At 43.3% G+C, this 19,772-nt stretch carries 21 protein-coding genes; 13 read left to right on the top strand and 8 right to left on the bottom strand.

From position 1 onward, the window contains the following. The first annotated feature begins 101 nt into the window (after positions 1 to 101). Both F6K63_RS20500 and F6K63_RS20495 read left to right on the top strand, forming a co-directional pair. Positions 102 to 242, top strand: a complete 141-nt coding sequence (locus F6K63_RS20500; protein WP_008177807.1) for a hypothetical protein — start codon at positions 102 to 104, stop codon at positions 240 to 242. A gap of 76 nt (positions 243 to 318) precedes the next feature. Continuing rightward, on the top strand, positions 319 to 1,236 hold the full coding sequence (locus tag F6K63_RS20495; protein WP_008177803.1) for a histone deacetylase family protein: 918 nt from the start codon (positions 319 to 321) through the stop codon (positions 1,234 to 1,236). A 304-nt stretch (positions 1,237 to 1,540) separates the two neighbouring features. On the opposite strand, the gene petL is transcribed toward F6K63_RS20495, so the two are convergent. Beyond that, complete coding sequence (gene petL / locus F6K63_RS20490; protein WP_071106406.1) at positions 1,541 to 1,639, bottom strand: cytochrome b6-f complex subunit PetL; 99 nt, start codon at positions 1,637 to 1,639, stop codon at positions 1,541 to 1,543. A 124-nt stretch (positions 1,640 to 1,763) separates the two neighbouring features. Here petL and F6K63_RS20485 point away from each other — a divergent pair, with 124 nt between their 5' ends. Then, positions 1,764 to 2,471, top strand: a complete 708-nt coding sequence (locus F6K63_RS20485; protein ID WP_008177798.1) for a hypothetical protein — start codon at positions 1,764 to 1,766, stop codon at positions 2,469 to 2,471. 131 nt (positions 2,472 to 2,602) lie between these two features. Here F6K63_RS20485 and F6K63_RS20480 read toward each other — a convergent pair whose 3' ends face one another. Next, positions 2,603 to 3,490: a carbohydrate ABC transporter permease gene (locus tag F6K63_RS20480; RefSeq protein WP_044491826.1), complete on the bottom strand. Its 888-nt coding sequence runs from the start codon at positions 3,488 to 3,490 to the stop codon at positions 2,603 to 2,605. 55 nt (positions 3,491 to 3,545) lie between these two features. Between F6K63_RS20480 and F6K63_RS20475 the strand changes: the two genes are divergently transcribed. Both F6K63_RS20475 and F6K63_RS20470 read left to right on the top strand, forming a co-directional pair. Further along, entirely contained in the window at positions 3,546 to 3,671 is a 126-nt protein-coding gene (locus F6K63_RS20475) for a hypothetical protein (protein WP_287248805.1), read from the top strand. A gap of 153 nt (positions 3,672 to 3,824) precedes the next feature. Then, the gene (locus F6K63_RS20470; protein WP_267875714.1) at positions 3,825 to 3,953 is read left to right on the top strand and encodes a hypothetical protein; all 129 of its coding nucleotides are present in this window, start codon (positions 3,825 to 3,827) and stop codon (positions 3,951 to 3,953) included. A gap of 16 nt (positions 3,954 to 3,969) precedes the next feature. On the opposite strand, the gene F6K63_RS20465 is transcribed toward F6K63_RS20470, so the two are convergent. The 3 genes from F6K63_RS20465 to F6K63_RS20455 form a co-directional block, all read right to left on the bottom strand. Beyond that, entirely contained in the window at positions 3,970 to 4,818 is an 849-nt protein-coding gene (locus F6K63_RS20465) for a carbohydrate ABC transporter permease (RefSeq protein ID WP_008177794.1), read from the bottom strand. A 212-nt stretch (positions 4,819 to 5,030) separates the two neighbouring features. Beyond that, positions 5,031 to 5,624: a hypothetical protein gene (locus tag F6K63_RS20460; protein WP_008177791.1), complete on the bottom strand. Its 594-nt coding sequence runs from the start codon at positions 5,622 to 5,624 to the stop codon at positions 5,031 to 5,033. Between the two features lie 441 nt (positions 5,625 to 6,065). Further along, on the bottom strand, positions 6,066 to 7,412 hold the full coding sequence (locus tag F6K63_RS20455; protein WP_008177789.1) for an ABC transporter substrate-binding protein: 1,347 nt from the start codon (positions 7,410 to 7,412) through the stop codon (positions 6,066 to 6,068). Positions 7,413 to 8,759: 1,347 nt separating this feature from the next. Here F6K63_RS20455 and F6K63_RS20450 point away from each other — a divergent pair. Next, on the top strand, positions 8,760 to 12,335 hold the full coding sequence (locus tag F6K63_RS20450) for a reprolysin-like metallopeptidase (RefSeq protein ID WP_287313017.1): 3,576 nt from the start codon (positions 8,760 to 8,762) through the stop codon (positions 12,333 to 12,335). A gap of 25 nt (positions 12,336 to 12,360) precedes the next feature. Continuing rightward, positions 12,361 to 12,483, top strand: coding sequence for a hypothetical protein (locus F6K63_RS20445; RefSeq protein WP_267873721.1), 123 nt, complete (start codon positions 12,361 to 12,363; stop codon positions 12,481 to 12,483). A 129-nt stretch (positions 12,484 to 12,612) separates the two neighbouring features. Here the strand turns inward: F6K63_RS20445 and F6K63_RS20440 are convergent, their stop codons facing one another. The 3 genes from F6K63_RS20440 to F6K63_RS20430 form a co-directional block, all read right to left on the bottom strand. Next, positions 12,613 to 13,182, bottom strand: a complete 570-nt coding sequence (locus F6K63_RS20440) for a DUF948 domain-containing protein (RefSeq protein WP_008177780.1) — start codon at positions 13,180 to 13,182, stop codon at positions 12,613 to 12,615. Positions 13,183 to 13,720: 538 nt separating this feature from the next. After that, positions 13,721 to 14,086, bottom strand: coding sequence for a YtxH domain-containing protein (locus F6K63_RS20435; protein ID WP_008177778.1), 366 nt, complete (start codon positions 14,084 to 14,086; stop codon positions 13,721 to 13,723). Between the two features lie 381 nt (positions 14,087 to 14,467). Next, a complete protein-coding gene (locus F6K63_RS20430; protein WP_008177776.1) occupies positions 14,468 to 14,815 on the bottom strand; it encodes a hypothetical protein in 348 nt (115 codons plus the stop codon). A gap of 41 nt (positions 14,816 to 14,856) precedes the next feature. Here F6K63_RS20430 and F6K63_RS20425 point away from each other — a divergent pair, with 41 nt between their 5' ends. The 6 genes from F6K63_RS20425 (at position 14,857) to F6K63_RS20400 (ending at position 19,734) form a co-directional block, all read left to right on the top strand. Further along, a complete protein-coding gene (locus F6K63_RS20425) occupies positions 14,857 to 15,303 on the top strand; it encodes a YraN family protein (RefSeq protein WP_008177774.1) in 447 nt (148 codons plus the stop codon). 295 nt (positions 15,304 to 15,598) lie between these two features. Beyond that, positions 15,599 to 15,868 (top strand): hypothetical protein, encoded by a 270-nt coding sequence (locus F6K63_RS20420; RefSeq protein ID WP_008177770.1) that lies wholly within the window; start codon positions 15,599 to 15,601, stop codon positions 15,866 to 15,868. A gap of 12 nt (positions 15,869 to 15,880) precedes the next feature. Continuing rightward, positions 15,881 to 16,393 carry a hypothetical protein gene (locus F6K63_RS20415; protein WP_008177767.1) on the top strand — a complete coding sequence of 171 codons (513 nt, stop codon included), beginning with the start codon at positions 15,881 to 15,883 and terminating at the stop codon, positions 16,391 to 16,393. Between the two features lie 97 nt (positions 16,394 to 16,490). After that, entirely contained in the window at positions 16,491 to 17,540 is a 1,050-nt protein-coding gene (locus F6K63_RS20410; protein ID WP_008177765.1) for a Rieske 2Fe-2S domain-containing protein, read from the top strand. Continuing rightward, positions 17,537 to 18,310, top strand: coding sequence for a hypothetical protein (locus F6K63_RS20405; RefSeq protein WP_071106027.1), 774 nt, complete (start codon positions 17,537 to 17,539; stop codon positions 18,308 to 18,310). The genes F6K63_RS20410 and F6K63_RS20405 overlap by 4 nt, the downstream gene beginning before the upstream one ends. A gap of 326 nt (positions 18,311 to 18,636) precedes the next feature. Beyond that, on the top strand, positions 18,637 to 19,734 hold the full coding sequence (locus F6K63_RS20400) for a DMT family transporter (protein ID WP_287313016.1): 1,098 nt from the start codon (positions 18,637 to 18,639) through the stop codon (positions 19,732 to 19,734). The last annotated feature ends 38 nt before the right edge of the window (positions 19,735 to 19,772 follow it).

Here is a 19,772-nt window from a genome sequence, read left to right as displayed (position 1 = left end):
ATTCACCTCTTCTTGCTGATGTTGACTGGCGGTCTATACCACCAGATTGTTTTCCTTCCCTGACTAAACCTCAGAAGTTCCCAACAACTAAGGAGTTTTTGATGAAACTATCCTATGTTTTGATCGGCTTAGCTATTTTTGCCTTCATTTTGAGACCAGATTTAATCCCTGCCAGCCTCGCTCTAGCTCTGATCGCTTTTGGTGTCGTGTTTGGTCTGTTTAGGGATCACCTGATGAAATAATCGGAAAGGTTAATCTATTCACAAGTACCTTGCTTTAAAACGTTTTTCCATAATTTTGGCTGAATCGTGCTATAATATGTTCCCTGTCATTTACTCCGATGAGTTTCTTGAACACGATAACGGTCGGTTTCACCCAGAACGACCAGAACGTTTAACGGCGATTGTGAATGCCATCAAAGCTGCACCTTGGGCTGACCAAATTAAGTGGCAGTTACCGACAGCGGTGGAAACTCGTCGAGTGATGCCTCTAGTACAACAAATTCATAGCCAGCGCTACATTGAGACAGTTGAAAAAATTGCTAGGAGTAATGGTGGCAGGTTAGATGCGGACACAGGGATATCCCCCCGCAGTTACGATGTTGCCCTACTCGCCGTTAGTGCTTGGCTAGATGCGGTAGATCAAGTCCTCACTACCAATAATTCAGCCTTTGTTCTAGCCCGTCCCCCTGGTCATCATGCTGAACGTCAGAGAGGGATGGGGTTTTGCTTATTTTCCAATGCTGCGATCGCAGCTTACTACGCCTTAGAGCAATCGGAAGTCGAACGGGTTGCCATCTTAGACTGGGATGTCCATCACGGCAATGGCACTCAAGATGTTGTGGAACGAGATGCTCGCATTGCCTACATCTCCCTTCATCAATCCCCTTGCTATCCTGGTACAGGCCAAGCCAGTGAACAGGGGTTTCACAATAATGTCCTCAATCTTCCCATGGCACCAGGCAGCACGTTAGCAGATTACCAGCCTATGTTTGAACAGAAAGTGATGCCATTTTTAACCAAATTTCAGCCAGATTTATTGATTGTCAGTGCTGGTTATGATGCTAATGCCGCAGATCCTTTGGCAAATATTGCCTTGCAGCCAGATGATTATGGGCTATTTACGAACTATTGTCTGCAACTAACTCGTCGGATTGTTTTTGGTTTAGAGGGGGGGTATGAACTCACTGCTCTAGCTCAGTCGGTGCTAGCAACAATTGAAGCTTGTTTGACTTAGAGAGTTGATCTGGGTAAGTATAGCTAGGTGTAAGTATAGCTGGTTAACTGTAAGCATTCAGCTATCAGCGTGTCGCGTATCAGCTTATGGGTTAGGTGGTCCCAACGTCGAAGCCTGTGTCACTAGGCTACTTTTTGCGCAGGGTGCGCGTAGCGCAGTACTTTTGAATAAAATAAGCTGACCATTGACCGCTGACTGCTGAATGCTTACGGTTAACTATAGCGCTACAGTATGCGGCTATACTCAAAACAATTAAATGTTTCAACCCGCCATACTGCTTTAATTGTTTTGGAAACAAGAGTAGTTAGATCAACTTAACTGCTCTAAGTCCAAAAAATAGAGTCAGAGCCACAACAGTGGCACCAGCTAGAATTACAAAGTAAGCGATTGCTCCAGAGATCATATTATTCTCCCAAAAATTGACTATTATAATAATATTACCTAATTTTACCTGATCTTGAGTCTTATTCCTCAGAGCAATAGTCAACCGTCAATAGTCAACCGTCAATAGTCAACGGTGAACAAACATGGAAGACAATAAATTTTTTCGTTTTGTGTGGCGCTTTAATGCCATTGTTATTATGGCTACTGGATTGCTAGCAATAGCAGTTTTAGCTTTTGCTGCTATCGAGATAGTCAAAAGCACTACGAGAGAGCGCCAGGGGATTAACATTGTTAATGTTAATGACGATAGCTCAAGCTCTCAAGAGTGGGAGCTGGGTAATCTCAGGGAGGTTGATGGCACAACCTATCTAATGGTGCCGCTTTACTCAGACCAATCTTATACCCAATCCTATTATAGCAAATCGACACGCTCAACTATAAACTATTTGTTTTTGGATAGTGAAACAGGGAAAAGCAAATGGATCTTTGCTAATAATGACTATCTAATTACTAGCGATAGCTTCATTTCAGAAACTAATGATAGAGCTAATAACAGGGTTGAATCTAAACCAGTTATAGCAGTTTTATACCACCTTATTAAACAAGATACCAATGGTGATGGAAGATTAACAAACAATGATATGCTCACAATAGCATTTACCCATTACAATGGTAATGACTATCAGGAAGTAGTAAGTGGAGTAGATAGATTTTTGGGTTACAAGGTTCTAAACGCAAATAGCCTATTAATTTTGTACCAGCGGGATGCTATTGCCTATTCAGCAAAGGTTTCTTTAGATAATTTCGCTCTCTCCAATGAAACAGAATTACCTAAAGTAGGTCAGCCCTGAATCTCACCCTCGATAAACTGAATCCTACTCCCTACTCCCTACTCCCTACTCCCTACTCCCAGCTGTTGAAGCTCCCTAAAACCCAGGACGAAAGTACCTCTCCCAATTAAGAACTGCTATAGATAAGAGTTTCAACCCTTAACCGAACCGGCTAAAATCCCCCGCACAAAGTACCGCTGTAGAACAAAAAACACAATCAGTGGTACAATCATGGTGATAAATGCACCAGAGGTAAGAAGATGCCACTGCTGCCCACGATAACCTACTATATTTGTTAATCGGATCGTTAACGGGGCAACGTCTGGTGTAACTCCGAGATAGACTAAAGCAACTAGCAAGTCATTCCATACCCAGAGAAATTGAAACACGGCAAATGATGCGATCGCAGGCATGGATAGAGGCACAATCAGCTGGGTAACTATGGTCAGATGAGACGCACCATCCACTGCTGCTGCTTCGATTAACTCCTGAGGCAAACTAGCAATATAATTACGCAATAAATAAATTCCTAAGGGCAAACCATAGCCTGTGTGGGCTAACCAAATACCTAATAATGTACCGGAAAGTCCTAGATATCCGTAGACTCGCAATACCGGAATCAGAGTCATCTGTAACGGGACTACCAGCAAACCAACTACTACCATAAACAGGACTTGGCGACCAGGAAATTTCATCCAAGCAAACCCATAGGCAGCAAAAGTAGCGATCACAATCGGAATGACTGTAGCGGGAATCGAGATAACCAGACTATTGAGAAATGCCTGTCCCATCCCTTCGGAGGTAATCACATCAATATAGTTACCGAGGTGGTATTGGGTGAAATTGAAGGGGTGTTGGAAGACTGACCACCAACCGGTTTTGAGCACATCATCTCGGTAGCGTAGGGAACTAATGAACAAGCCAACAGTGGGTAGAGTCCAGATCAAAGAGATGATAATCAGGGTCAGATGAATCGGGATTTTCCAGAAGAATTGCTGTAGATGTTGGGATTTTGCTACAAAGAGCGGTTTTGGTACCATAGCTGGGTTAAAGTCATGTCTGGAATAGTCGATTTTTTTCCAAGATAAGCGCTTTGTGCAACCAATCCCACAACAGCAGTGGTTAAACAAGTGGGCAAAACAACTGGGCAAAACAACTGGGCAAAACAACTGGGCAAGATGCGATCGCATCACCCCAAGCCTTATAGAATTTCAACCATAGCTAGAACAGTTGCTTAACTCGGTGACGCCATCAGAATCAAATTTTAACTTTAATCTGAATACTATAGCATTTCTAAATCAATTAGAAATAATAAATCATAATTACCGTTTTTGACCTTAACCAAAATCCTTCTATGTCTTGATGCAGTCGCGAATGGGGGAAATCCCCTTTGGCCTCACTGGCTCACCTGTTCCCTTGCTGCATCGCTACTTGATTAACTCTTGCCTCTTGCCTCTTGCCTCTTGCCTTTCCCAAGCGGGAGTATGTTCACAATTCAAATAATAATTATATATTACTATCAACGGCTGTTCTCCTGCTCTCGAAATCGACGGATATTGCTAATCATAACTGGAATAATAACTAGTAATAAAATAACTGCGATCGCACTACCTCGTCCAAAGTTCCGATAATTGAACATTTCCTTAATCATACGAGACGCAATCACTTCCGTATTTTGATTACCACCGGTCATCACCCAGACAATATCAAAGACTTTCAGCACCGCTATTACTACAGTAGTCACAACCACAGCAATAGTCCCTCGTATCATCGGAATAGTAATTGTCCAGAAGATTTGCCACTCACTAGCTCCATCTATCCGTGCAGCTTCGATAATATCTTTGGGGATACCTTTGATTGCAGCAGAGAGCAAAATCAAGCAAAACCCTGTCTGCAACCAAATCATAATCACAATCAGAGCATAATTATTAAGTTCGCGCTCCACTAACCAACCTACAGGCTCAAATCCTAAACGGGTAATAATGCCATTGAGTAAGCCAATTTGTTCTGATCCAGCTGGACGAAAAGCATAGATAAATCGCCAAATCACGCTAGCCCCCACAAAGGAAATTGCCATGGGCATAAAGATTATGGACTTGGCTACCGGTTCATAGCGTACCCGATCCACCAGCACCGCAATAATTAAACCCAATCCTACACTAAACCCTGTTACCAATACCAACCAAAGGACATTGTTACGAAAAGCGATTAGCATAGTAGGGTTGGTAAAGGCAAAGATGTAATTGTCCAGTCCCACAAAATTTTGCGATCGCTTATCCAAGAAGCTGATATAGATAGTATTGAGGGTGGGCAGAATCAGGTAAGCGGTTAGTAATGCTAAAGCAGGGGCTAAGTATACCCAAGCCATAAAATGCTTTCGCGTAGCGTGACCGTTCGCGTAGCGTGGCCTTTTGGCCAAGGTCAATCGCGTTTTATTGGGTAGCTGATTTACCAAGCCATTCATGCCATATAACAAAGCCATCACCCCAGCACAGCCTATGACAACGGCGAGAATGAAAGTAACAATTTTGAACAATACCATCCTTCATTGCCTCATCACTTCATCACCTGATCACTTGATCACTTGATCACCTCATATATATCTCTCACCGAATCCCGTTTCTTGCCATGGTCTAATTTATAAAATTTATAATTTTTTTGCCACCGTTCCAGTTCATAGATAGATATTGATTTAGCGATAATGTCAGTGCTCCTTGCACGATCACCTACTTGTGGATCGGTTGTAAATACTCCACAATTAATTTGGTTAGTTGATATATTCCAATAATCCCTCAATTTGTATTTCCAATCAATGACTTGTTCCACTACCTTATTTCTATGCTTATTTCTTCTAGTTCTTTCGTGTTTTCCTGTTGCTTCAGTATCAATATATTTTGTTTCAATTAAAAATATTTTTTTGTTTTTACTAAGATAAACAAAATCCACTTTGCCTAAATTTGTATAGTCTTGGATTAGAGCCTTTTCAAACAGGATGAGCTGACTACAGGTTGGAAATAATGAGTTTATATTGAAAAATAGATATGCCTGTAATAGAAGTTCCTTATCATAGGGAAAACCAATAACCCCTATAAAAAAACGTCTCATATCTTCTTCACTTTGTGGCTGTTCACCTTGGCAATAGGAAACAAATTTATCAATCTGACTAGTATCCATAGCTTATTTCTTATTTAAACTTGAGTTTGGCCTAAAGGGGGAATCCTAAACTTACGGTGTTCCTCAATTATGGAAGATCCAAAGGTAATCGGTAATCGGTAATCGGTAACTGCTCCAACTATACAGTACCCAAATATTCAGCAACGCCAAATTTATAGTAGTCACTGACATCCTACTATATCCTTCCTGCTTACACCCCAAGGGATTGCCGTTACAGCGGAGCGAAGCGCAATTGCTGATATTGCACTCAGAGATTTAATCGTAATTAATGCCTAAACGGCACTATTGTCCCTTTCGCTAAATGGTTGCGAATAACTGACTTAATTTGATTTCAGTATCTTATAGTTACAGATTTCCCAGGCAATTCTGCTAAAGTAACATTAGAAGGCGATTTTAAATAAATATTTTTTTTGACAATGACTAATCCCTAATTCCTCATACTTAATCTGGCCAACTTTCCTCAATAGTTTTCAGAACTGTATCCACATCTGTCCCACCAATATAATCAACAATGCCACTCCAGAATGTCCCGGTACCCACGGCTCCTGGCATCATATCCGAACCATCGAAGCGCACCATATCCGCATTGGCTAAGATTTCCGCTTGACGTTTAAGAATGTGATTGGGGTAAGCATCCAAACTAACCTGTTTATGGGGTGAAACATAATCTCCCTGACTTGCCCAGATAGTATGGGGTTGGGCAGTTGATAAATACTCCATCAACTTCCGTGCTTCTGGAGTATCCTTAAACATAGCAGTCGCAATACCAGACACTAACACTGGCACTCCCAATTCCTGTTTAATACCCGGTAACAGAAAGATACTCACATCCTTATCTAGGGCTACATCTTTAGGTAAGAAGCTAGTAAGAAAGCTAGCTTGGCGATGCAGATAGCAAACTGGGGGGTTATCAAATAAGGGTGTGGCTGCGTCACCAAATGGAGTGCTAATAATACCAACAGTACCACCAAACACATACTTAGGATTAAGGGCAATGTTGCCAAACTGCTCAAAAGCATTCTTAACCGCTGGGTGATTAAAGGGAATGTTGTGAGCAACCCACTGGTCATACACTTCCCCACCAACCGTGCGCAACATAATATCCTCAATCCAGTCGGTACCAACCCATCCTGTAGCCGCACCGCTTTCTATTCCGATGCACCAAGGGACACCGCCATCTGCCACAATCTGATCGGACAGTGCCATCATTTCATTCCAGGTGTTAGGGATTTTGTAACCAGCTGCCTTAAACGCAGCTCGATTGTACCAAACTAAGCTTTTGACCGCCGCCCTAATCCACACCCCGTATACTTTACTATCGACAGTTGCCAAATCTAGCCAGTTTTGAGAATAAGCAGCAGATAACTGGGATTTGTCCATGAAGGTATCTAGAGGGACCAGTTGACCTTCCCTAGCAAAGTCAGCCATCAAACCCGGTTGAGGGAACATGGCAAGATCGGGAGCATTTCCAGATTCCACCAACACAGGTAGGAGGGTGGCGAAATCACTACTGGCTTCATACACCACCTTGATACCCGTTTCTTTAGTGAAGGGTTCTAGTATCTGTTCGATGATTTGCTCCCCTTCCCCTGTCATTACTCCCAGGATAGTAACCGTATTGCTTTTACTTTCTCTACCTTTGGGGGCACAGGCGACTAAAACTAAAGATAAACCTAGAAATACAGTAGTAAATACCGTGTTAGGAGCCGGTTTAGTTCTAAATTTCGCCAAAAATTCTCCTATCTGTTCGACAAAACCTATCTTGATCCAGAATTTGGGTCTGAACATCTTTCAATTATGAGCCTTAGCAAATAATGACACTCATACTGTGAGTACAATTCCGTTCTAAGATAACCCCACTCAATGACTTGAGCAACAACTTAGGGAGGGGAAGCTTGAGAAATCAGAATACACAGATGAAAGACTCTATGTTTGAAAGGCAGGCTTGATCAACGTAACCCTTCAGCCTACTAGGTGGTGGGTTACGGGACCGACTGTCCCAACACTGGCTACCAAGAAAATCAGGGCTCGCCCTTGGGTGGTGGGTTACGGGGCGGGCTGTCGCAACACTGGCTACGAGGTTGAAGATGAGGGCAAGCCCGCCCCTAATATCAAGTCTGGTTGAATACCCATCAATTTTGGGGCCCGGGCGCGGGAAGTGTGGGGAGATGGGGAGATGGGAACCTCCCAGGAGGGGAATATGGGGAGATGGGGGAAATTTTTATTAAGGGTAATTATCCTGACATGATATAACACACCCTACGCACCCTACGCAACTAAGCCCATGCTATGGTTGCCAGCTATCAGCCATTCATGATGCTGGCAACAGAACGAACCGAACAAAAGGGCATCATGGCGACATCACCTACAAAAAAAAGCTTAAGCTGAATGCTGAATGCTTACCAATAAACGGTGACCTAGAAAAACTACTGATTTTAGCCTCTATCTATTTGTTATAACTTTATACTAACTTCACATAACTAGGATTGGAGTTCGACGTAAACTGGAAAATTTTGAGAGTTTATCCCTATTCCTAGGCTTTATTTATAGGGTTTATAAATGAGATGTAAACCTAGGAGGTCTTTAGTGGACAATAAAACGCTGGAGCTGTTTCCCCTATTGCGTTTTGCATTTTGTATTTTGTATATTACCTAAGGTAGTATGTTCAAAACTAAAATAAAAACGCTATCTGATGTTAATGTGGCTTAATTGACAATCAAAAACTTCAATAAAAATTCATATTTCATACTTAAAAATGCTAACTTAATTTATTTAAATTTAATTTATTTAATTACTGATTATTGTCCGGATTTACGTTTTGGTTTTTTTTGGGCATATAAGCCGTAAAAAAACCAAAGCCAAACCAAAAGTATACACATATTAAACTTGACTTTAAACATATATAATTCATGATTAATTTAAGTCTAAAAACTATCTAAGATTTATTGTTTTTCACATAAATATCCTAGGAGATTCAGTGGTTTTTAATAGTTATAGAATGGGGTTATAGCTACGATTCATGGCAACTGGCAATAAGCCATTAAACATGAACCATCAACAATCAGGAACTTCCCTGAGCGCCAAATCATTTACCGTAACTAGGCTTTGTCAAGCAGTAAGAGTTAACTAAAAGCAATGTCTAACACATTTTCCTCAGCTGATTCACTTCTGGATCATCACCATTGGGACACTAATACTATCACCTACAGCTTCTATAACAATGCCAATAGTGGTTCTTATTACGGACCTGAAACGGGGGTTTCAGAGATATCAGAAAAAACCAAAGACAATATCAGAAGCATCCTCGAAACTCTGGAAAGATACATTGCTGTTGATTTCCATGAGGTAGCAGATACAGCAACAGACTATGGTCTATTGCGCTACATGGTATCTGATGGTCCGGGCTATGCCTATACCTATTTGCCTGAGGGATTTAATACCAATGTTGGCAATTGGTCGGATGTGGCCGGGGATGTGCATTTGAACCAAGCTTACGACACCACAGGTAATAACGGATTTGCTGACGATCCAGGGAATCATGGCTACATGACCGTGATTCACGAGATAGGACATAGTCTGGGGTTAAAACATCCGAATCCATACGAGGATAATGATCACGGTCCATTTTTGCCCTTTAACGAGGACAATACCACCAACACAGTAATGTCGTATAACTTTGCTGGGAAATCAGCGATTACCCCAATGATTTACGACATTCAAGCATTACAGTCTATCTATGGAGCTAGGGAGTATAACCACGGGGATACTACTTACTCCTTTGACAGCGTTAATTACTACACAGATGGTAGTGAGTATTATGGTAAAACCAAACCGATCGAAGAGATTAAGCAAACCCTCTGGGATAGTGGTGGTGTAAATACCTTAGACTTTTCAAACCTGACTTTTGTGGAGAAAGGTTACCACTTTGATATGAATGAGGGGGGTATTCTGACCACCCAAGAAGCTTACAATGATAGCTCTTATAAAGCTAGGAGCGATGACAGCGGAAGAGAATACGTTACGTCTGAATTTGGGACTGCGATCGCATTCGGTACAGTTTTTGAAAATCTGATCAACTCCAACAGTAACGATTACATCATTGCCAATAGTGCGGCCAATATCTTTAGCGGTTATGAACTTGAAATTTCCACGGGTGATGATCTTATTAAAGGTTGGAACTATCTAGATACTTTAGATCTTTCCAATTATGCTTTCTCTAGTGTGACCCAAACCCAAAGCGGTGATGACCTGATTCTTGGTCTAGGCTCGGATAGTTCGATTACCCTCAAAGACTACCATACAGTCTCTGAAAGCGATCTCCTTAAGATTATCTTCGAGGAGGAGAGTCAAGCACCTGTATGGGAAGAGATTATTATTCCGGACACAATAACAAATATTAGCGACGTTCAGTATGTTCAAGAGGAGCCTCAAACTACCAACACTGCTCCGACGAATATCACCCTTGATGGCAACAGTGTCAAAGAATTCAGTAAAAATGGGACTACCATTGCTAAGCTGACTACTAAGGATGTTGATTGGGGAGATAGCCATACTTATAAATTATTAGATGATGCTCAAGGTCGCTTTAAAATTGATGGCAATCGACTAAAAGTCAAAAATGGCCACCTCATAGACTTTGATGACAACTCTAGTCACTCGATCAAAATCCGCACCACCGACTCCGGAGGTAAAAGCTACGAGGAAATTTTCACCATTGAGGTCCTTAACCAGAATTTTGCTCCGACAGATATCAGCCTTGATGGCAGGAGTGTCAAAGAATTCAGTAAAAATGGCACTACTATTGCTAGGCTGACTACTAAGGATGTTGATTGGGGAGATAGCCATACTTATAAATTATTAGATGATGCTCAAGGTCGCTTTAAAATTGATGGCAATCGACTAAAAGTCAAAAATGGCCACCTCATAGACTTTGATGACAACTCTAGTCACTCGATCAAAATCCGCACCACCGACTCCGGAGGTAAAAGCTACGAGGAAATTTTCACCATTGAGGTCCTTAACCAGAATTTTGCTCCGACAGATATCAGCCTTGATGGCAGGAGTGTCAAAGAATTCAGTAAAAATGGCACTACTATTGCTAGGCTGACTACTAAGGATGTTGATTGGGGAGATAGCCATACTTATAAATTATTAGATGATGCTCAAGGTCGCTTTAAAATTGATGGCAATCGACTAAAAGTCAAAAATGGCCACCTCATAGACTTTGATGACAACTCTAGTCACTCGATCAAAATCCGCACCACGGATTCCGGGGGTAAAAGCTACGAGGAAACTTTCAGTATCGAAGTCCTCGAAAACCAGAATAGTGCTCCAACGGATATCACCCTTTCTGGGAACAGTGTCAAGGAATTGAGTGAAAATGGCACGACCATTGCTAGGCTGACTACTAAGGATGTTGATTGGGGAGATAGCCATACTTATAAATTATTAGATGATGCTCAGGGTCGCTTTAAAATTGTTGACGATCAACTAAAAGTCAAAGATGGCACTCTCTTAGACTTTGATGTCAACTCTAGTCACCCGATCAAAATCCGCACCACGGATTCCGGAGGTAAAAGCTACGATAAAATTTTCACGATTGAAGTCCTTAACCAGAATTGGGAAAGCAAATCGATTAGGGGAGACCGTTACGATAACCGCCTTGAAGGCGGTCATGGTGATGATAGGCTTTGGGGTAATCGCAATAATGACACACTAATTGGTGGCTCGGGTCATGACACTCTTTCAGGAGGTTCTGGGGATGACAGTCTTGTGGGAGGTTTCGGTAACGACTTTCTCAGGGGCACTTGGGGCAATGACACTCTCCATGGTGGCTCGGGTCATGACACTCTCGGAGGTGGTCAGGGAGATGACTCCCTTTCTGGGGGTGTTGGCAATGATAGGATCATGGGAGATGTAGGCAACGATACCCTAGAAGGTAGTTCAGGTGAGGACAATCTAAGCGGAGGTTCGGGTGATGACCTGATCGAGGCTGGGACAGAAGATGATAGTCTCAGAGGAGGTAAGGGAGGTGACACCCTCAAAGGTGGCTCTGGCAATGACTACCTTAGAGGAGACGATGGAAATGACAGCCTTGAGGGTGGCTCTGGTAACGACTCTTTGATCGGGGCTTCGGGTGATGACACCCTTGATGGCGGGAGTGACCATGATACCTTAAAAGGTAGCTCTGGGAATAACTATTTGATCGGAGGTTCGGGTGATGACCTCCTCGACGGTGGCCGGGACCATGATAGTCTTGAGGGTGGCTCTGGCAACGACTATTTGATCGGAGGTTCGGGTGATGACCTCCTCGACGGTGGGCAGCACCATGACTTCCTTAAGGGTGGCTCTGGTAACGACTATTTGATTGGAGGTTCCGGTAATGACACTCTCAATGGAGTTGGAAATGGTTCCCGAGGTAATGGTGAAATTGATGTTCTTGTTGGTGGAGCTTGGTCAGATACTTTTATCCTAGGAGATGATCATCGCGCTTTCTACCAGGGTAAGGGCGACAATGATTATGCAGAGATTTATGACTTAGAATCTAAAGACATCATTCAGCTCTATGGTGTAGCGGATCAATATGATTTGGTTGACGCTGATAATGGGTTACCCGGTAGCACAGCTTTATATTTTAAGAATGATTTGATTGCAGTATTACACGATGTATCTGTGAGTGATGTCAGCAGTAGACTTGAATTTCTTTCCTAATCTGACCAGTTGTAAGATTGGCAAGATGACCGAAGTTAGGGAAGATGGGGAAGCATCTACCGAGAGTCGGACTGATTTTTCTGCCTGTTTGAATAGGATTGCTATACTTTTATCTGCTGGTGTTTACCAGTTCTCAATTACTGACTAACTAGATTTCTCATCCATTAACAAAAACGGTATAATGGCACCCTTTAATTTATAAACTAAAGGGTGCCATTACATTTATTCTTTATTTATTCTGTATAGTCTTCAGGTTCGAGTCTTGGTATTGCCTTCGCTAAAAAGAATTATCATCGATAGAATTATCATGGATTTCGTTACCAGAGGTTTCACGAGTCCCGTGATTGACCTCTTTATGGTTATAGTTACTATCTCCGAGCCTTGGCTGATTAACGTCTGATGAGCGTTGATCAGTCTCAGGAATTTCTAGAGCTTTTCTGTGAGATGATGGTAGGGAATCGATTGACCTAGAAGATTTTGGTGAGGTACCCCTCCAAGTTTTCCAGGCAGCTTTGACACCCTTAACCACATTACGAGTATTCTCTTTGACTTTTTGGGCTTGGTTTTTAGCACTGCTAATACTGTGATCAACCTGTTGAACCACGTGACCAGCACTTTGGACTCCTTGATTAAGATCATCCGTCAAGTCGCTGATTTCTAAGCCTGTGAGCCGAATGGCTTCTAGGGTCGGTGGTAATTCCCGATTTAGGGTATCAGCTAATTTTTCCACACTACGAGCTGCCCGCGCTAACTCTTGTACAGCAGGCAATAACGTTACCAAAACAGCGGTTAAACTAACTGCTACGAGCAGAAAGGACAGCCCGAGCCAAAATAGAGGATCAATCACAAAAAATCCTAGGATGTTGGGAAGCCCCGTCTATGGGGGAGAGGGGTGATGACCGTTGATTTATTATACAGGTTAACCTGTGCTATGATTCAGTAACTGGCAATGGAAAATCGGAGTTTACGACTTTTTTGATCAAGCCCTCGCCTGCAGTAATTAAGCTTAAGTCAACTTAATTCAATAGCAAGCTTGGAGTCTTGAAAAAACACCCTTGAGAAAACACCATTAAGCTCGCCCAAACTTTAACCAATTGTATGCTATCAGTTTTCTTGACATTTGACAACGTATTTGACAACGTTTAGTAATATTATTGGCTAATACTTGCACCATAGGATAAATTTTTCCATTTCCGATATTCGTGAGTCGGCTAACCGACACAAAAACAGGACTTTGCACTTGTAGGGGGATAATTTATGGAGAAGGGGAAGAGGGGGAAGAAGCGGAAGAAGGGCACGTAAGAAAAAACCCATGAGATTGGGTCAATCGGTAACACCAAAAAAAAGCACTAAACCTTCTTACCCCCCGTCCGGGATGCCTAAAGCTAATGTTGATTAGCGGACGAGTTGGACTCTGCGGCAACTGCCGACTCGGACTTTTGAGGCTCTACGCTTTCAGGGACAGAACCTTTTTCAGGGACAGAAGCTTCAAGACCTGCTGCGATCGCTACCTTTAGTCGAGCTAGGGTATCATCCCAGTTACGCAGTGTGGAATCGGAAAGGCGATCTGCCTGTAGTTGCACACTGCTAGAAAGATCTTCGGCTAATTCGGGTAAGGCATCTGCTGATTTTTTCAATAGCTTGCGCGTATCGCGACCAGTACGGGGGGCAATTAGTAACCCTACCACTGTTCCTACGGCACTACCCAATAGCATGCCACCGATAAATGTTCCAGCACTTTTTTTTGACATCTTTTGATTTGTGTTCCTCCAACAATTTTAGATAAATGGGATGGATAAAACTTTTATACTAAATGGTTTTGATTAATTATCCTACAAGTAGCTTGATAATTAATCAGTAGTTAGTAGGCGCTTGAGTGTGGGTTGATCACGGGAGCTACGGTGAGGGTGATCTCAGTTGCCGCTTAGGGTTGGTGACGGCTATGCTGGGAATACTACAACCCGATACTAGTCACTACCTGATATAGCGCTACGCTTAGCGTCAGAAGTCAGAAGTCAGAAGTCAGAAGTCAGAAGTCAGAAGTCAGAAGTCAGAAGTCAGAAGTCAGAAGTCAGCGATTACTTACGTTTCGTAGTTTGGGAATGTCAAACATCTGAATGCGTAGTGCTATACTAGTGCGATCGCTTTTGAGGAAGTAAGCTGTTCTTGCTCATCGGTTTATTACTAAAGCGCCACCTAAATCCTCCAAATTTTTGAAGCATACCCAACAGTAGAAAAATTTGCTTGAGTGTGTGTAGCTTAACCTGTAATTGTTGATACTCCTCTCTTAAACCATGAATACCTACTTGCCCAAGAACAATTGCCTTGGGAGCACTATGTAACGTTTTAGAGATACGGCCTTCAACCCTTTCCAACTGATTAGCGATAGATGAAAGCCACTGTCCCAATCGCCAAACTTGGCAAGCAATGTATAGACACAAGAGGGAGAGCATAATGTTGATGACGATTACAAGTATCATAATCAAGATACCAGTGATATAATTGACTTTACAATGATACGATGGCTAAGGTTGGGCAACTGGGAGAGAAGTTAGTCGCTAGGTGGTTACAAAGCCAAGGCTGGATCATCCTAAACCATAGCTGGCGCTGTCGATGGGGAGAGATTGACCTAATTGCCAAAGGAAACCCGGTGGCATTGGCTTTTGTCGAGGTTAAAACTCGCAGTCGAGGGAATTGGGATGCCGATGGTATGCTAGCAATTACACCACAAAAGCAAGCTAAACTCCGGCTTACAGCTGAGTTATTTCTGTCAGAACATCCAGATTTAGCTGATTTACCGTGCCGATTTGATGTTGCTCTTGTCCGTTGCCAGTGCCTGAACCAACCTTTACACTCTACAACCGCAGATCAAGAGATCGAATTTCCGATAGTTGAACTAGCTCAACCGGTATTGGTGGCAGGATATAAGCTGATGCTACAACACTACATGCAGTCAGCTTTTGATTAGCTACTCGGTTTGGGGGTTGGGTTTTGCTGCTAGCTCATTTTTTCTTAATCATCAACATTGCCTTTTGGCTTGCTTTTGCCTGATTTTTTCGGGACTTGCTTCTTGGTATAGTCAGCGCCCTTTATCTCAACAAACCTAGCCTTGAGAGGCTTCCCAGGTGGGAGTGTCACAAACATACGATTTTTTCAGGCAGACAGATTCTCCGGTATTACCTAATCTTAAAGAAGAAACAGATACCCATTATCATAGCTTGGTATAAACTGAATCATATCCATAACTCCTCAAGAGTAGAAACATGGAAAGCCTCACCATTGCTATGGTCGAGTGGATCATAAAACTGTTCCGCGTCTACCTGGTCGCAGGTTTGATTTTTGCGGTTCCTTTCGTCATCTTTGGCGTGCAACGGGTGGATCCCAATGCCCAGGGATGGGCGATCGGCTTTCGCATTATGATCATTCCCGGTGTGACTGCCTTCTGGCCGATGTTTGCCACTCGCCTGTTGAGAGGCAAAACTCTTCCGACTGAACGCAATGCTCACCGTATCTCGGCCAAACGACTGACCTGAAAGGGAAATGCTATGATTCTCGCTCGCCGTAAAACTCACTTTTATTCCTTTGTGGTACTAGCAGTTGTCCTACCAGTGTGCTTCTTGGCAGGGATTTTACTGCGTCCTAGTTACGAACCAGTTGATGTAGCTAGCAATAACTTATTTACACAGGCAGGGTTCGTGACACAAACCCAACCCAGAAAGGCAATTGGCTCAACTAAACTTGATGATGGAACATTTCGGTTTCATGTTGAAACCTTTGTCAATTACCAAGGCAAACTGGTGATGGAACTTAAGTCTCTTTCTTTGCTCCAAGTTCCCGATCCCTTGCTGTATTGGGACCCTAGGCAAAAAGCCCCCACAGAAATTAGCGTCCGCTCAATACTGCTAGGCAATCTGGCCGGGTTATCTCGTAAACAATTTTTGCTTCCTCCCAGTGTGCGAGGCAAAGCGGGACATTTGCTGATATACAGCCAGGGGCAACAAAAGCTGATTACAGCTCTACCATTGCCAGCCAAACTGACTAGACTTTATCGTTATTAGTGCTTAGTAAATAAAAGAAGGTTTACTGATAGTTAATAATAACTAATAACTAATGAATAATGAGCAATAGCAATAGCAATTAACCTTTAGTAAAAAAATGAGTGTTGCCTATAAAGCTGTTCTGTGGAACCGCCAGAAGTTTATTTACGATGCTATCCTTCTGAGCCTAGTTGCCCTTTATATTGTACTTTTCATCAATGTTACCCAGTGGTTCGATAGCAACATCGACATCAGGGGAGTCAGGATTCGCGCCTTTGGCTCAGCTGCTTTCATCCTGTTGCATGTGATCTTATCCATTGGTCCGCTAACTCGCCTGAGTCCAAAATTCTATCCCCTCCTCTACAATCGGCGTCATATGGGGGTTACGATGTTCTTCTTGGCTCTCCAGCACACCCGCCTTGGCCTGCAATGGTACCACGACTTCGGCAATCTCGAACCTCTGGTCAGTCTGTTTGTGAGCAATACTAACTATCTTACCTTTATTCGCTTTCCCTTCCAGGTTTTGGGATTTGTTCCCCTGGTGATCTTGTTCCTAATGGCAGCCACTAGCCACGATTTCTGGCTGGCTAACCTAACGGCTCCGGTTTGGAAAGGTTTACATATGAGCGTTTATCTTGCCTACGGACTACTGACAGGTCATGTCCTGCTAGGAGCACTGCAAACTAACACGGATCCAGTTCTGACCCTTGCTGTTGGTGTTGGACTAGTGTGGATTGTGGGAGTGCATTTGGCAGCAGGGATTCGGGAGTTCGGGCAGGACAATCAGGAGCTTGTTACAGGAAACGAAGAATTTGTGGATGCGGGCAGCATCGCAGAAATCCCGGAAAAGCGAGCTAAGATAGTCACTCTCGGGGGCGAGCGGGTGGCAATTTTTAAGTATGACGGTAAGATTTCTGCTGTTTCCAACGTCTGTCAGCATCAGAATGGCCCTCTAGGGGAGGGAAAAATTGTGGATGGCTGCATCACCTGTCCATGGCACGGCTACCAGTATCTGCCAGAAAACGGTGCTTCCCCGCCACCGTTTACAGAAAAAATCCCTACGTTTGATATTAAATTAGAGGGCGATCGCATTTTAGTGAAAACTATACCGAACCTTCCTGGTACCAGCGTTAGTCCTGCTGTAATCGCCATGGAGGAAAAGACGTGAGTACCAACAGCCAAGGTCAAAACACCGATGAATTTTATATCGGTTATGGTAAGGTGCCTACCGCTATCAAACGGTTTCTGTTAATATTGATTCCCGTCCTAGCCCTGGTGATTCTGATTCTAGGGGCTGTCTTCCCCTTAATTCATGACCAGTTTAATTCTGGAAAGGTCAATAAGGCTCAAGAGTTTGAAGGGTTGCTCTTAGGAAAACCTGTTCCTCACTTGCTGGTACCCCGTCCAGGGGATACCTCCTTCCAAGCCCCCTACTCTCGCTACTTGCTGACGGGTCCGGGAAAAACCTCACCCAGGTCCAGCGTCTTGGATCAAGTGGGAAAGTGGGTCAAGCTAACCGGTAGTCCAGTTTATCGCAACAACCTTACGGTGATAGCAGCTCGCTCTGCAGAGGCAATTGACCCTCCTTCCGAACCAGTGAAACCGGATGCGGGTAAATCTCTTGGTGAGTTCTCCCTCTTAGGAGAGATTGTAGACAGTAAATGCTACCCCGGGGTGATGAAACCAGGACAAACTAAAACCCATCGCTCCTGTGCTATTCGCTGCATCAGTGGTGGTGTTCCTCCGGTGTTCTTCGTGTACAATCAGCAGGGGGATAATCTTTATCTGCTCCTAGTAGATCGGCAAAACCAGGCGGTTAACTCTCGGATTTTGGATAAGGTAGCTGACCCTATCCGCATCACTGGGGAAGTAGTTCAATATGGGGATATGTTTGTCCTCAAAGCTGACCCGGAAAGTTATGAGCTGGTAACTCAGTAAAGGTGGGGATGATGGGCAACGGATGGGTAACGGAATTACCCACACTCCTCCCTTATGCCACACTTGTCTAGGATTTGACAAATGATCTGATATATGTATTAACAGAAAAGGATAGATTTAGGTATCCTTGCCCCCCCCTTTTAGGTGTTCTATCGTCATTAATTTACCCATTCCTATGATTACTTGACTAATGCTTTACTAGGAAAGGATACACCGGCGTTGCTTATTCTGGGTATGGTTTTGCCCCCCTAACCCCCCAATTCTGGGGGGAATAAGACCTTCAAAGTCCCTTCCGGTGCGCGCCTCCTAGGGCGAGTAAATCGCCCTTGGGTCGCACCGCAAAGTTGGGGGATTTAGGGGGCTTTAACTTTCACCAGATGATCGCGAATTCATTCCTTAATTCAGCAACGCCGATACACCACTCTTCCTCAATAACGGAAATGATTGCCAATAGTATCAATAACCTTAATCCCAAATTGCTGCTAGTTGTCTCCCGGGCCCTGGCAGCATTGCGACCCTCGGTGATTGCTTTTCTAATTGCCAACGCTAGTATGCTTAGTGGCGGGAAGGAAACACCAATATCGTTTTGTAACGTTCTGTTTGTTGGCAATCTCTGTGCGTCTTTGGCAGTGGTGGCTTTTTTTGGAGCGATTCCTATTCTAAATGAACTCAGAAAGTTGAAGGTAAAGCTGCTTCTGGGACTGTTTATTAATGGTTGTTTAGCCGCCTTACTATCTGCACTGATTTTCCTGGGGCTACAACACACTACTGTCACCAATGCAGTCTTATTGGGGCGATTTGGTCCGGTACTCTATGCTCTGGCAGGAGCAATTTTCTTTGGCAAGCGTATTCTGAAATGGGAATGGATTGGCTTTTCTCTGATTGGCGTTGGTGTTGTTGCTATTGTTTTTAAAAGCAGTAATTATCAAATCAATCAGGGTGACCTTTTAATCCTGGCTTCAACGTTTTTGTATGCAGTTACTTCGATTATCGGCAAGTTGACCCTTTCTAAAAACAAGAGTTTGTCGGTAATTGTCTTCAGCCGTAACTTTATATCAGCTGTAATATTTTTCGCGATCGCTAGTTATTTGTTTGGTCCGTCTCATTTTGGAGATGTCTTTTCAGGTCAGCTTTGGATGGTGATGGGGATCTATGCACTAATTATCATCGTGATTACCCAATTTCTCTGGTACGCTGCCCTGGAAAAGTTAGACTCCAAGACGGTGGGTAAGTGGACTGTATTATCCCCCGTATTTGGGATAATTTATGCGCTAATTCTCAATGGAGAACGCCCTTCACTGATGCAAGTAATAGCATTTATTGTGATCATGATTGGAGTGTCGATCACTAACTTTAGTAAACAAAAGCCCCAACCGATACAGGAAATTGCAGCTAGAGGAGAAAGTTCTGCCTCTTCTATGTAAGTAGATAGCAGTTATCAATTCAGTGAGGTAGTTACTAG

The sequence above is a fragment of the Moorena sp. SIO1G6 genome, from assembly GCF_010672795.1.
Lineage (GTDB): Bacteria > Cyanobacteriota > Cyanobacteriia > Cyanobacteriales > Coleofasciculaceae > Moorena > Moorena producens.
This window is presented reverse-complemented; position numbering and strand designations above follow the sequence as displayed.

Bases quoted from the DNA above. Each gene is read 5' to 3' on its own strand.
- F6K63_RS20500 (WP_008177807.1), top strand. From the start codon at position 102: ATGAAACTATCCTATGTTTTGATCGGCTTAGCTATTTTTGCCTTCATT.
- F6K63_RS20495 (WP_008177803.1), top strand. From the start codon at position 319: ATGTTCCCTGTCATTTACTCCGATGAGTTTCTTGAACACGATAACGGT.
- petL (WP_071106406.1), bottom strand. From the start codon at position 1,639: ATGATCTCTGGAGCAATCGCTTACTTTGTAATTCTAGCTGGTGCCACT.
- F6K63_RS20485 (WP_008177798.1), top strand. From the start codon at position 1,764: ATGGAAGACAATAAATTTTTTCGTTTTGTGTGGCGCTTTAATGCCATT.
- F6K63_RS20480 (WP_044491826.1), bottom strand. From the start codon at position 3,490: ATGGTACCAAAACCGCTCTTTGTAGCAAAATCCCAACATCTACAGCAA.
- F6K63_RS20470 (WP_267875714.1), top strand. From the start codon at position 3,825: ATGGGGGAAATCCCCTTTGGCCTCACTGGCTCACCTGTTCCCTTGCTG.
- F6K63_RS20465 (WP_008177794.1), bottom strand. From the start codon at position 4,818: ATGGCTTGGGTATACTTAGCCCCTGCTTTAGCATTACTAACCGCTTAC.
- F6K63_RS20460 (WP_008177791.1), bottom strand. From the start codon at position 5,624: ATGGATACTAGTCAGATTGATAAATTTGTTTCCTATTGCCAAGGTGAA.
- F6K63_RS20455 (WP_008177789.1), bottom strand. From the start codon at position 7,412: ATGTTCAGACCCAAATTCTGGATCAAGATAGGTTTTGTCGAACAGATA.
- F6K63_RS20450 (WP_287313017.1), top strand. From the start codon at position 8,760: ATGTCTAACACATTTTCCTCAGCTGATTCACTTCTGGATCATCACCAT.
- F6K63_RS20445 (WP_267873721.1), top strand. From the start codon at position 12,361: ATGACCGAAGTTAGGGAAGATGGGGAAGCATCTACCGAGAGTCGGACT.
- F6K63_RS20435 (WP_008177778.1), bottom strand. From the start codon at position 14,086: ATGTCAAAAAAAAGTGCTGGAACATTTATCGGTGGCATGCTATTGGGT.
- F6K63_RS20430 (WP_008177776.1), bottom strand. From the start codon at position 14,815: ATGATACTTGTAATCGTCATCAACATTATGCTCTCCCTCTTGTGTCTA.
- F6K63_RS20425 (WP_008177774.1), top strand. From the start codon at position 14,857: ATGGCTAAGGTTGGGCAACTGGGAGAGAAGTTAGTCGCTAGGTGGTTA.
- F6K63_RS20420 (WP_008177770.1), top strand. From the start codon at position 15,599: ATGGAAAGCCTCACCATTGCTATGGTCGAGTGGATCATAAAACTGTTC.
- F6K63_RS20415 (WP_008177767.1), top strand. From the start codon at position 15,881: ATGATTCTCGCTCGCCGTAAAACTCACTTTTATTCCTTTGTGGTACTA.
- F6K63_RS20410 (WP_008177765.1), top strand. From the start codon at position 16,491: ATGAGTGTTGCCTATAAAGCTGTTCTGTGGAACCGCCAGAAGTTTATT.